Origin of the sequence: Qipengyuania sp. ABI-127-1 (assembly GCA_022953095.1) — a bacterium.
Lineage (GTDB): Bacteria > Pseudomonadota > Alphaproteobacteria > Sphingomonadales > Sphingomonadaceae > Qipengyuania.
Map to the genome: position 1 here is coordinate 128679 of JALJCR010000002.1, position 13595 is coordinate 142273.

The window sequence follows — 13595 nt, forward strand, 5'->3', positions numbered from 1 at the left end:
GGATGGAGAGAATCGCCGGCCGCTCCGCTGTGATGGTTTCAAATGTACGTAATTGTTGCTTTAAGTTGACCATTCCGAGGGTCTGGGTTGCAGGCCGTAGGGGAATTTTTGTTAGGTTAGGGGACTCATGCGTAAACTCGAAACCAAGGCGGCAATGTCCGCACTCGCAGTGGCACTGTGCGCGACCGCCAGCACGCCTGCTCTGGCGCAGGCTACTGCGCCGGTCGAATCAATGGATACGAACGAGGAAGTCGATCCAGATCCGAACGCGGTGGATATCACCAATGCAGAAGGTGAACCGGTTTCTGAAGGCGCGATCGTCGTTACCGGCTCGCGCGTCCGCCGCGACACGTTCAACAGCTCGTCGCCGATTGACGTCTACACTAAGGAAGACTCGGTTCTCGCAGGCTCCACTTCGGCGTCTGATTTGATCCAGAGCAACACTGTCACATCGGGTACTGGCCAGATTAACGACAGCTTCGTCGGTTTCGTCTCGGATAACGGGCCGGGTGCCAACACAATCGGCCTTCGCGGTTTCGGCGCTTCGCGTACTCTTGTTCTGCTGAACGGTCGCCGCCTCGCGCCGGCCGGCGCTGGTCCGCAGCTGATCGCGGCCGACCTCAACGTCCTTCCGCTCAATGTTATGCAGCGCGTCGAGGTTCTGCGTGAAGGTGCTTCATCGATCTATGGTTCGGACGCTGTGGCCGGCGTTGTGAACATCATCACCGAAACCGCCTATGACGGCGTGACGCTGGACTTTTACACGAACCAGCCGATCGAGCACAAGGGTGGCGGTCGAACCTATCGCGCGTCGGTTACCGCAGGTAAGACCTTCGATCGGGGGCACATTACGGGTTCGTTGGAATTCCGCGAGCGGACCGGCATGCGCCTAAACGCACGTGACGATTTCACCTGCCCGCAGGACGGCTTCGTCGATGCGACAACCGGTCAGCCGGTTGGCCAGCTCATTCCGGGTACGAACGAACTGCGCTGTCATCCGTTCGAGGCGGCAAGCAACGGTACGGCGCAGTATTATCTGCTCGGAATCGACTACTTCACTGGCAATGTGGGGCGCTTCGCCTACAATCAGAACGATCCTGCCAATGCAGATGTGACTAACGGTTTCCTGGTGAACGACTACGATCTTCGCCCGACCTACAGCAAGCGCGAGGACGCAGCGCATGTAATTCCTCCTGTGCGGACTTACACCGGCTTCTTCGATGCCGCGTATGAGATCACTCCAGCCGTAGAAGCCTATGTCGAAGGTCTCTTCACGCGCCGTGAAAGCTCTTACGATTATTCCTCGCAGATATCGTTTAATGCGAACTCGCTGAGCAACAACCTGCGTGGCGGACCGGGTGCGGGCGTAGTCAATAATTTCTTTGGAAACGGCGTCCTGACACCCTTCTACCCTCAATATGGTGTTGACCAGGGCTTCCAGGAACTACGTTTCTTTATCGTGCCGCCGCTGCGTACATGGGAACAAGATATCGATTACGGCCGTATCCATGGTGGGTTCCGCGGTGATCTCGGTATTTCGGATTGGCGCTTCGATGCTAATATCATGTACTCGATCACCGATGCTGTGACGGTGAACCAGAACATCGATGCCGCACGCCTCGATAATGCCTTCAATGCAGTCCTGGCTCCCTCTGGAACTCCTGAAGAGAACATCACGCGGACGATCCCGGGTCAGGTCGGTTACACGGCGGGTGGTAACAATGCCTATACCTGCGCCGTGAACGTAGACGCGGGCGGTAACTTCATCGCTGGTTCGCAATGTGCGCCGTTCGATCCGTTCAACCCGCAGTCGCTGGCTGGCAACATCCCGCAGAATGCACTGAACTACATCTACTTCAATAATGAAGAGAACACGAAGTATGACCAGTGGACCGCACAATTTGTGATCGATGGTTCGCTGTTCGATCTTCCGGGTGGTTCGGCCGGCTTTGCACTGGGTTACGAACACCGTCGCGATTACATTCTGAATGTGCCGTCGCCGACTGCCCTTGCGGGCAACCTTTATAACTTCTCGTCCTCCGGCATCACGACTGGCAAGGACAAGGTGAACGAAGTGTTCGGTGAGGTGGTTCTCCCATTGGTGGCCGATCAGCCGTGGGCACATGAACTGACGGTTGAAGGTGCTATTCGCTATACGGACTATGACTCCTACGGTTCAGACTGGACCTACGGTCTTCGTGGGCAATTTGCCCCAATCCCGCAGTTCCGTGTTCGCGGCGGCTATCAGACAACCTTCCGCGCACCGAACCTGTTCGAACAATTCGTCGCCGACCAGTCTGGCTTCTTCGGCTATGACCCGTGTGATGACTATCGTTTGACCTCGGCTCCTGGCCAAAACCGCTATGACAACTGCGAAGCGGAACTTGCCCCGGCATTCCTCAACAACGATTCCGACGGTGATGGCGTCGCCGATAACTTCGTTGCTAACAGCACACCTGAAACCTTTACCAAGGGTGGTGCAGGCGTTCTCGAAGCGGAAACTGGAACCAGCTACGGCTTCGGTGCAGTCCTCGACGTTGGCCTCGGCGCTTCGAACTTCTCCTTCGCAGTCGACTACTGGAAGATCGTTGTTAAGGGCGAAGTCGGCCAGCTTAACACCAGCATTCTCGATCGTTGCTACGATTCCGATGATTTCCGCAGCGGAAACTTCTTCTGCACGTTGATCAGCGGTCGCGAGTCGGTTCAGGGCACGCTGGTTTCGTTCGACAATCCGTATCTCAACATCGCACAGCAGAAGGCGTCCGGTATCGATTTCAACGCGCGCTTCGCCACTAACATCGGTGGCGGCGATTTCGTTGCCCAGGCGCATGCCACGCGCAACGTGTCGATGCTTTATCAGGCCTCCGAGGATTCCGACCTTGAGGATTATCTCGGCCTGCTGGGCTATCACGGCACTACCGGTGGCCCGAAGTGGGTTGGTAACTTCGATCTGCGTTACACCACTCCGAATGATCGTCTGACATTCCGTTATGGCATCGAATACACCGGAAAGATGGACTCGCAGGACGCGCTGCAGCCCGATCCGGTTCCCTATCGTGGCACAACCGTCGTTAGCGATCAGGTTGCCGAAGCCTATATTGAGCATGCGGTGTCAATCCGGTACAACTGGCCTGAAGTGGCCAGCCTCACTCTCGGCGTGAACAATCTGTTCGATGAAAAGCCGCCGGTTATAGGCAGCTATGGCACGGGTGGTAGCAACCGCCGTCCTACCATCGGCAATTATTTCAACTACGGCACTTACGACTTCCTGGGTCGTTCGGTGTTCCTCAACGTGACCCGCTCGTTCTGACGGTTTCCGAGAGATTGAATGGAGGAAAGGGGCGGAGTGATCTGCCCCTTTCTTTTTGCGCGAAGCGCACTGGCCGCGACCCCCCGCAGACCGCAGGCGTACCCACTTCTCACTGCGAAAAGGCGTAAGAAAAGGGCGAGGATCGCGATCCTCGCCCTTTGGCAAATCCCGTAGTGGTCGTGGACTCTACCGGATGCGACTGCCCTTGATCCCGCGTTGATTGTTGATGCGCAGGAAATAGGAACTGAGCGCACCGCTCTTTATTAGCAGCGTGTCGCCCTTGCGCGGTTCGAGCAGACGCCCTGGTACGTCGTCGACCCGCCAAACCGCGCCTTCCGCAGTCCTGAGGATATAGCCCGTCGAGTGCGATCCACTGACCGAAGCGATGGTGGTTTCCATTTGTGAAAACTCATCCTGGTCTTCGCGGTCGTCATCGCCCTTGCCGAAGATACCGAAATCCGGCAGCGAGAAGCCGAAAAGCTTCCTGCGGGTCTTGCGAACCTCCTCGCGATCGACAAGCTTCAGCTCCCCCGCCTCGCTCGCCCCAACCATGGACTCGGCGGCGGTATCGAAACAGGCGAGCCGCGTCACCGGGTCGCTCTCTGCCTGACAGGCCTTCAGTGCTTCCAGATAGGCGTTAGAAGATGCCTGGTCATCGTCCATCGCGGCCGCAGCAGAGGTGCCGAGTATGACAGCGAAAGCGCAAGAGGCGCCGATCTTAAAATAGCCAAGGCGTCGCACCAATTTCTCCCGGGGCATCCTGTGAGTCCGCTGGAAGTCTATCGGAGCAGAAAATGAAAGCTACCCTTTTCGTCGAATTGTGTTCGACCCTGACGGAGCGACCGTGTTAGGGGGCAACGGAATGTAGATTGGACAGGGAGTATCAGTATGAAATCGCGGACCCTTTGGGGCGCAATTGCCTTGACCGCAATCGCTTGCGCGCCGGCGACCGCGCGGCAGTCATCGGAGGGCGAGAGGACTGAGGAGGCCGTCGAGACGACGGGCGAAAAGTCGAATCTCGACGAGGTAATTTGCCGGACGTCGAAGGCGACCGGGTCGCGTGTGCGTACCTCGAAGCGGTGCCTGACCCGACGCCAGTGGATTGCGGAGCAGGCGCAGAATCGGCGCGATTTAGACCGCGCGCAGACGTCTCGCGGAACCAGCGACTAGTTCAGCCCCGCCAGCGAGCTATGAAAAACAGCTACTCGGTCGCATAATCCATACGCTCCGCCCATGGGCGGAGCGTATTCATTACGGGCTCGAGGTGATCGGTATAACGCCGCCAGCGATAGCTAGCGCGAGTATATAGTTCCTCGCCAATTTGCGAATAGCTCGCCGTTCTGACCGGACCTCGTTTCCGCGCAGTCTGCGTATGATCGAGCAGGCCGTCGCTCCATTCAAGGCCAAGCCATTCGATAATCGGCTGCAGTTCGGCCTTCGGATCGATCACAAGCTTCTCGTATCGAACAGCCCGCCAGTCTACATCGAACAGGTCCACGGCGCGATGCCACGCCCGCCAGACAGCGTCATAGGTGCTTGCGGCCTCGTCGAGCGAGGTAAAGCTGCGCATGGCGAAATTGAGCGAAAAATTCGCCATGAAGCAGCTCAGCACCACATCATAGGGATGTCGCTCGGCGAGGATGATCTTCGCTTCGGGAAACAGCCGGTGGATAAACGGCACGCGCTGCATGTGGAGCGGGTGCTTGTCGACCAGCCAGCGTTGATCGTCCCAGCCCTCCTCCGCGGCCCGAGCGAAATATTCATCGCGTAGTTCCGCGATCCGCGTTTCGTCGAAGAGTGCGATGTCCTCACCCTCGATGCGCTTGACGATGCTGGCCATCATAGGGCGTTCTTCCAGAACGCTCAGATCGTCCAACCCCATCAGCATGGTGTCGAGCAAGGTGGTCCCAGAACGTGGGAAGCCGACCAGGAATATGGGGTCACGGCGCCCGTCTGCGACTTTCGCATCAGAGAAGGTGCCAGCCCAGTCCGCAGTGCACTTTTCCAACTCGGCCTCCACCCGTTCGCGATAGTTTGCACCACGCGCGGGATGCGCCTCGGCAACGGCGGACTGGTTCATTCGCTCGAAGGCGGCAAAGGCCTTGTCAGTATTTTCCAGCCGGTCTTCGATACCCCCGACAAGTTGCCAGCGGCGCATTGGCAGGACGGTTTCAGGAATCGCATCGGCCAGTCGGGCCGCTTCCTCGAAATTGCCTGCCCGGCGCGCTTCCCAAGCGAGCAGAAAATTGGCCTCGGGTGGCGCGCTGGCCTTGTCGAAAGACGCGGCGAGTTCGGCAAGCTCGTCGGTCCGGTTGAGCTTTTCCAGGATCATGCCGTATTCGACATGGGCTTCGCCGAAGCCGTCGGTCAGCTCGATCGCTTTGCGATATGTGGCCATGGCATTGTCCAGATCGTCGACATGAGCATAGGCCATGCCCAGATCGATCAGCACGCGGAGATTGTCGGGTGCGATGGCGTGCGCGTCTTTGAGAACCTTTAGTCGTGGCCCCCCACGATCGGCCAATCGCAGCAATTCGGCCAGATTGAGATAAATCTGGATATCTGCAGGGGCGAGGGTGATCGCTTGTTCAAATGCCGCAATCGCCTCGTCCCACTGCCTCTGCTCCATCAGCACGTTGCCGAGATTGTTGAGGCTGGCGAGATCCGCAGGTTCTGCCGCTATCGCTCTGCGATAGGCATCAGCCGCCGCCTCCAATTCACCTCGCTGCTGGCGCACGAAACCTTCGATCCGGGCGAGAGAGGGTTCGGTCGAACCTTCGGCCATCGTCAGAGCTTCATCGAGTTGGCCGGCGCGAACCAGAGCAGCCGCGAGATTGTTTCGACTGGCCGTATCGCCAGGGTTGATGACCAGCAGTTCGCGCAGAAAGGGAATAGCCTTGTCGGTATTGCCCAGACGCAGGGCCGCCAGGCTGCCCACGGCAAGAAAAGGGGCGCGTTCGGAAGTCTTCATCAGGCAGTCTTCGACGATTGCCAGCGCACCGGCCGGATCGCTGGACCGCAGCCGTTGCATGGCTTGCATCAATTCCGCAGGAGGGGGTGCAGCATTCATCCGGTTCAACCAATTCAGCTCTGTTGGGGACGGGCGATGTCGAACGCCACAGTCATGCGTTCGCCCGCAGAGAACGGGCGCGTACCATGCCACATGGTGCTTGGAAACAGCACTAGCCTACCTTGTTTGGGCTCGACGAGCCTCACAGGTTCGAGGCCAGGCAAGATATCACGGGATTCACCCAGCGTCAGCCAGCCGGAATGGTCTGTTTCACCTTCACCCCGATCCTGGGCCTGCCCGATTGTGTCGGGCAGTGCGATATACAGCGCGGAGCTGATCCAGCCCTTGCTATGAACGTGGTCCGAATGGAAGCCCTCATCCTTGAGCCGAACCGACCATGATCCAGCGACGCGCAGCGGATCGCGATCCTTCAGAAGCGTCGGGTGTCCGGCTTCGAACGGCGGCAGTTGCGCCACATGATCTGCGACCTTGGCAAGGATCGCCTTGCGGAGTTTCTGGATTGGGGCGGAAGTGCGCAGCAGCAAATTGCCGTCGGTCTGGGTGCCTCCGCGAACGGACTGATCCAGCGGCTGTGCGCTGGCGAAATGCAAGTGGCGCAGATGCGATGCGAGCGCGTCCAGATCGCCGAGAATGTTGCCGAGATCGTAGACGCTGATAAGCCGTTCGTCGGCTTCGAGCCAGCGATAGCGAGGATCCTCCGTCAAGCGCCAGGCCAGCGATAGATAAGGCCAGAGCAGATGATCATAGTCGCGGGCGATCACCGGTTCAATCAGCGCAGCCGCCGTTGCGGCTCGTCCGGCGCGGAGGTGGTGGCGGGCATGTAGAGAGATGTCATTGACACTGGAGCCTGGAGCGAGAGTGCCGAAGGTGGTGTCGGCCTCGGAGAGATTCCCCAATTCAGACATCGCATGTGCTGCCAAAATCCGGAGACTGGCGGGATCGCCCAGCTTGTTCCGGGCGTCCTGCAAACCGGCGAGCGCGCCTTCGAAGTCGAGCGCTTCGAGACGGGTACCGGCGAGCAGGGTCGTCAGTTCGAGTGAACGGGGCTGGCCAGCCAATGCCTTCGTAATGGTCGCATAAGGGTCGAGCCCCATCTGGCCGCGAATGTGTGCGGCATCGCGGTGGCCATCGATCCACAGAGGGTTGGCGGCCAGCAGTGTGTCAAGATGGTCAACCGCGTCCTGGGCGCGGCCTTCGTGGAGGAGCGCGGCTCCCATACCGAGCAGGGCGTGGCCGTCCCTGGGAGCGATTTCGACCGCGCGCTGAAATAGAGCGACAGCAGGCGCTCCCGCCTCCAGTGCGCAACGTGCGTGGGAATGGGCGATCAACGGATCGGAAGGGGCAAGTTTCGCGGCCTGTCCGAAGGCTTCCAGTGCCAGTGTGCTATTCTGCGCAGTGCGTGCTGCAAGGCCGAGGAGCTGCTGCATGCGGGGATCGCGGTGAAACTTGCGCGCCAGCTTGCGCGCGACTGGCAGCAGGATCTCCGCATGATCGCCCCTGAGCAGGTTGAGGCCGACATTGAAGGCGGCTGTCGCATCGGTCCGCGGAATCGCCGCGATTGCCTGACGTGCTTCGGTACGGTTCACGGGATGGGCGCCTGCATCGGATAACGTGGCAATGCCACATACGAAAATGGCGGACCCGAAGGCCCGCCATTCCCTGTCTAGTCTGCGTGAAGCTTAGAATTCAAGCGTCACACCAGCGTAGATGTAGCGACCGATCGCGTCGTACACGGCGGCGTAAACGTTACCGTTACACGGACCCGACGGGCAGGACTGCGCCCCAACCAGCGGCGGTTCCTTGTCGAAGATGTTGTTCGCACCAATACGGAAGTCGAAGTGGTCACCGGCTTCGTAGGTGAATGCCAGATCGAAGTAGTTGACTGCGGGGAACCCGGCATTGCCCGGACGTGCCGGAGCAGCATTCGGGTTCGGGCCACCTGCAACACCATCTTCATTGTCGACGCTGCCGAAGTAGCGCCAGCGGACCGAAGTTCCGATGCCGTTGGCAAAGTCGAAGCCCACGCGCATTTGATGACGCCATTCGGGATTCGGACCCCAGCTCAGCACGCCGGCCGAACAGGTGTTACCGAACAGGCCGGCACAATCGTATTCCGGAGCCTGGTCAAAGCCCGGGTCCGTCGTCAACGACATCAGATAGGTTCCGACGAAGCTGAGGTTCAGACGACCGACATTGCCGATCTGCGTGCTGTAACTCGCCTGGACGTCGATACCTTCGGTTCCGATACCACCAACGTTCGTGGAGAAGTCTTCCACGTAACCGGCGGAACTACGCCACAGCGAACCCGATCCGTCACGATTGATCAGCGAGCAGAAGAACGGATCGGCAGTGTCGGTGCAGACCGCCAGGATGGTATCCTGACCGTAGCCCTGGATCGCATCGACGAGGTCGATCTTGAACCAGTCCACGCTGGCGTTGAAGCCCGGCAGGAACTGCGGTGTCAGAACCACACCGGCGGTGTAGGTGTCCGCCGTTTCCGGCATCAGGTTCGTGTTGCCGCCGACCTGGCCGTTATATTGGGCCGCCGGGTTGGAACCAACCGTCTGGCCAACAGTGAGACCCTGCGCAAGACAGCCCGTATCTGCCGCCGTAATGACCCGGTCAGCACACGGATCGGTCGAACCGTTAAGCTGAACACGGACCGGAGCAAAGAGATCCTGGACCGTCGGGGCACGCACAGCACGATTGTAGCCACCACGGATCATAAAGTCCGGGGTGGGCGACAGTTCAGCCTCGATCTTGTAGGTATCGGTGCTGAAGCCCAGCGAATAGTCGGAGTAGCGATAACCACCGGTGATGGTGAACTCGGTAAAGATCGAGTCCTGCACGATCGGCAGACGAACTTCGGTGAAGAATTCCTTAACATCGTAGGAACCCGAAACCGGAAGTGTCGGTGCCCCCTGGCCCGAAAGATCACCGGCCTGGAAGGACGCATCCGAATCGAACTCAAGGCGTTCATTGCGGTATTCAGCGCCGAGAACGAGGCCAACACCTTCCGAAGCCCACGGGCTCTGGATACCGTATTCGCCCAGTGCGCCGGAAACATACGCCGAAAGGACCTGCTGACTCACAACACCGCGCGAAATACCCGTGGTGCTGAGATAGTTGGTCGAGGCCGCGCTCGGGCTGGTGGAACCTGGGGAGAAGATATCCCAGGGAACACAGGCGGGATCGGTCCCGTCGAGCGCCGAGCGGCAGACAGGGTCGCCGTTCGGACCGGTTACGACGTCGAGTGCGCGGTTCAGCCGAACGACCGAGAGGTCATTCGAATAGGTCTGCGCAAAGTTGGTCCGACCATACTGGTAGTAGGCATCGTACGACCATGCCGGACTGATGTCGCCCCGCATACCCAGGACAGCACGGTAGCTGGTGTGCTGGAGATCGTCGCGACGAGGGCCGCCTTCGATGTTACGACGAAGGAGCTGCAGAAAGCCGCGATTGTAGGTGTTGCCCGTGGTCGGATCGATGAAGTCGAACGGAGTGGTCGGCAGGGGCGCCAGCCCCTGCGCAGCGCGCGCCGCATTCGCCGCATCGACGTTGCCAACGACAGTGAAGGCTTCGGTCGGATCCGGGCTTACAAGGAGGTTTTCCGTGTCACAGAGCGCCGCCACCTGGTCCGGGCCAAGCAAGGGGTTGTCGCAGTTGATCGACAGTGTGTTACCGAAGTTACCCGACGGAGCGATCTGGGCGACCGTGCGGTCGTCCATGAACATGAACTCCATATACGGATGCAGCGCGGGGCTGATCTCGTAATCGGCGAAGACGCCGGCGGTGTACCGTTCATCGGGACGCTGGAAGTAGTTCAGCGGTGCATAGTTGAACCGTTCGAACCCGGTCAGGGTACGATTCGCGCCGAAACCGGCCAGAGTCGAGGTGAAGTCGGGGATACCGTCGGGAGTGCCGTCCGGACCAGTGAAATCAGGAACGGTGTCATAGTAAATCGCAGTACCACGAGGTGAGGTTAGCGAGCCACCGCACGTATAGAGGTTCGCACCTCCATCGACTGCCGCCTGGGTGTTGGCCGACAGCGCACAAGCCGAATAGTCGCGCGATGCCTGAAGGACTGCGTTGATCTTACGGTAGCCGACATAGGCGGTAGCACGGCCGCGACCATCGTCGAAGCTGGTGCCGAACGCGAGAGTTGCATCGAAAGTGCCGCCATTGGTCGACGTGCCGGTCGGGTAACCGAAGCCGCGCGCGTCGAGCGCATCGGTATAGATCGAGTTACCACGATTGTTGTGATTATAGACCGAATACTGGGTATCGAGCTTGAAGCCCTCGAAATCGGTATCCATTACGAAGTTGACAACGCCGGCCACAGCGTCCGCGCCGTATACCGACGAAGCACCGCCGGTCAGTAGGTCAACGCGCTCGACAAGCACGGACGGGATCACGTTGATGTCGGCAGCCGAAGTAGTGGGATCGCCCGGGACGAGGCGACGGCCATTGACCAACACCAGCGTACGCTCGGTCCCGAGGCCACGAAGGTTGAGGTTAGCGGCACCCGAAGCGCCGTTCGACAGCTGGCCTGCCTGTGAGGCAAAGACCTGCGGCAGCGAGTTGACGAGGTCTTCGACGCGGGTCGTACCCGTGACCTTGAACTCTTCATTGCTGATCACAGTGACCGGAGTGGCAGACTCGAGGTTCGGCTGCTTGATGCGCGAACCTGTGACGACGATTGCGCCCGCAGGTGCGGAGGAATCGACGCTTTCTTCGTCTTCCGTCGCAACCTGGGCCATCGCCGGCTGCGCCAGAAGCGCAATGCCGAGAACGGCAGGCGCCGCGCTGGCTTTGAAGTAGGTGTGGAGTTTCACTTGATAATCCCTCTATTGATCGACCGACCCCTGAGGTCGGATCTCCAAGGAACCTCTGGACAGAGATGGGCGATCCGCAAGCGCTGAACGCCGAATACGTTTACGCAAATCCCTCCAGTGGAAGGCCGCATGTGCCTTTGCGGACCCGATCAATGCAAAGCTTTTGTTACATTGTGCACGGTTTGGCGTAACGGGTGTGACGCCTATGTCACACCTCGTGATCTACGCTAAACTGGGCCACGCAGGGCGATTCTATGAATGTAAAGTTGCAGAATTCCGACTTGCTTGACGTTTACGTAAGGCAGGCCTAGGCAGCCAGTCCCTATTCAAAACTTACCTGCTTTTCAGTGTTAGAAGAGGATGATGATGCCCGAAGCCTATCTAGTCGAAGCCGTTCGCACCGCCGGTGGTAAGCGGGGTGGTCGCCTCGCGGGCGTGCATCCCGTCGATCTTGCCGCCAAATCGCTCGATGCCGTCATGGAACGCAGCGGGCTGGAGGCGAAGGCGATCGACGATGTCGTCATGGGCTGTGTCAGCCAGGGCGGTGAACAAGCGATGCAGGTGGGGCGCAATGCCGTGCTGGCCGCGAAACACCTTGGCGAGGGCGTTCCCGCTGTGACGATCGACCGGCAATGTGGGTCCTCGCAGCAGGCGATCCAGTTCGCCGCGCAGGCTGTGATGAGCGGGACGCAGGATGTCGTCATCGCCGCCGGTGTGGAAAGCATGAGCCGCGTGCCCATGGGGTCGACCGCGATGTTTCATATGAAAGAGGGTCTGGGTAATTACAAATCGCCCGGTCTCGAGGAGAAATATCCCGGCATCCAGTGGTCGCAGTTCATGGGCGCCGAGATGATCGCTCAGAAGCACGGATTCTCCAAGGACGATCTCGACCGCTTCGCGCTCGAAAGCCATCAAAAGGCGATCGAGGCGACCAAGTCGGGCGCATTCGCTGCCGAGATCGTGCCGGTCGAGATCGAGACCGCCGAAGGTGCCGAGATTCACACGGTCGATGAAGGGATCCGCTTCGACGCCACGCTCGAAGGTATCGCCAGCGTCAAGCTGCTGAGCCCCGAGGGCAAGATTTCCGCCGCCACCAGCAGCCAGATCTGCGACGGGTCGAGCGCGGCGCTGGTCGTGTCGGAAAAGGCGCTGAAGGAATATCGCCTCACCCCGATGGCGCGCATACACAATCTGACCGTGACTGCCGGTGATCCTGTGATCATGCTGGAAGAGCCGCTCTTCGCGACCGATCGCGCGCTGCAGCGGGCGGGCCTGAATATCGGCGATATCGACCTTTACGAGGTCAATGAGGCCTTTGCACCGGTTCCGCTGGCCTGGTTGAAGCATACCGGGGCCGATCCCGAAAAGCTCAACGTCAATGGCGGCGCGATTGCGCTTGGCCATCCGCTCGGCGCAAGCGGGACCAAGCTGATGGCCACGCTTGTCCACGCGCTCAAGGCGCGGGGCAAGAAATACGGCCTCCAGACGATGTGCGAAGGCGGCGGCGTCGCGAACGTGACCATCGTCGAGGCGCTTTGATTCAATGCGAGTTCCCGCGTAGGCGGGAACCGTGATCGGATTGACACGATACCCCTGCCTTCGCGGGGGATCAGGAAGAGGAAGAGATAATGGAAGTCAGCAGCAATACCCCCGCAGTCGTCACCGGTGGCGCGTCGGGGCTCGGTGAAGCCACCGCCCGCGCACTTGCCGCCAAGGGCGCCAAGGTCGCCATCTTCGACATGAACGAAGAAAAGGGCGAAGCAGTCGCCAAGGATATCGGCGGCGTTTTCTGCAAAGTGAACGTGACCAGCGATGAAGAGGTCGACGCCGGTTTCGCCAAGGCACGCGCGGCACATGGTCAGGAGCGCATCCTCGTCAACTGCGCGGGCATCGGCAATGCGATCAAGACCGCCAAGCGCGACAAGCAGAGCGGCGAGATCAGCCACTTTCCGCTGTCGGCCTTCGATTTCGTGATCCAGGTCAACCTCGTCGGCACGTTCCGCTGCATCGCCAAGTCGGCGGCGGGAATGATGACGCTCGACCCGCTGAGCGAGGACGGCGATCGCGGCGCAATCGTCAACACCGCATCGGTTGCCGGTGAAGACGGCCAGATCGGCCAGGCGGCCTACTCGGCATCGAAGGGCGGCGTGATCGGCATGACCTTGCCCATCGCGCGCGACCTCATGAACGAAGGCATCCGCGTGAACACCATCCTGCCGGGTATCTTCGAAACGCCGCTGATGAATGCGGCCCCGCCGCAGGTAAAGGAAGCGCTGGCCGCCAGCGTCCCGTTCCCCAAGCGCCTCGGCAACCCGGAAGAATATGCCAAGCTCGCCATGTGCATGATCGAGACCGGCTACTTCAACGGCGAGGACGTCCGCCTCGATGGTGCTATTCGCATGGCACCGCGATAAACGGA

The 13595-nt window shown here is 59.8% G+C and carries 7 protein-coding genes; 3 read left to right on the forward strand and 4 right to left on the reverse strand.

Annotated features, from left to right (window positions below; genetic code table 11):
* The first annotated feature begins 127 nt into the window (after positions 1–127).
* Positions 128–3310: a TonB-dependent receptor domain-containing protein gene (locus tag MUY37_RS10095; protein WP_499195250.1), complete on the forward strand. Its 3183-nt coding sequence runs from the start codon at positions 128–130 to the stop codon at positions 3308–3310.
* 186 nt (positions 3311–3496) lie between these two features.
* Here the strand turns inward: MUY37_RS10095 and MUY37_RS10100 are convergent, their stop codons facing one another.
* From MUY37_RS10100 to MUY37_RS10115, 4 genes are all read right to left on the reverse strand, one after another.
* Positions 3497–4069, reverse strand: coding sequence for a hypothetical protein (locus MUY37_RS10100; protein ID WP_499195251.1), 573 nt, complete (start codon positions 4067–4069; stop codon positions 3497–3499).
* A 442-nt stretch (positions 4070–4511) separates the two neighbouring features.
* A complete protein-coding gene (locus MUY37_RS10105; protein WP_499195252.1) occupies positions 4512–6341 on the reverse strand; it encodes a tetratricopeptide repeat-containing sulfotransferase family protein in 1830 nt (609 codons plus the stop codon).
* Positions 6342–6394: 53 nt separating this feature from the next.
* Positions 6395–7927, reverse strand: coding sequence for a putative 2OG-Fe(II) oxygenase (locus tag MUY37_RS10110; RefSeq protein WP_499195253.1), 1533 nt, complete (start codon positions 7925–7927; stop codon positions 6395–6397).
* A gap of 93 nt (positions 7928–8020) precedes the next feature.
* Positions 8021–11176 (reverse strand): TonB-dependent receptor domain-containing protein, encoded by a 3156-nt coding sequence (locus MUY37_RS10115; protein WP_499195254.1) that lies wholly within the window; start codon positions 11174–11176, stop codon positions 8021–8023.
* Positions 11177–11542: 366 nt separating this feature from the next.
* Between MUY37_RS10115 and MUY37_RS10120 the strand changes: the two genes are divergently transcribed.
* Both MUY37_RS10120 and MUY37_RS10125 read left to right on the forward strand, forming a co-directional pair.
* Entirely contained in the window at positions 11543–12715 is a 1173-nt protein-coding gene (locus tag MUY37_RS10120; protein WP_499195709.1) for an acetyl-CoA C-acetyltransferase, read from the forward strand.
* Positions 12716–12804: 89 nt separating this feature from the next.
* On the forward strand, positions 12805–13590 hold the full coding sequence (locus tag MUY37_RS10125; RefSeq protein ID WP_499195255.1) for an SDR family NAD(P)-dependent oxidoreductase: 786 nt from the start codon (positions 12805–12807) through the stop codon (positions 13588–13590).
* The last annotated feature ends 5 nt before the right edge of the window (positions 13591–13595 follow it).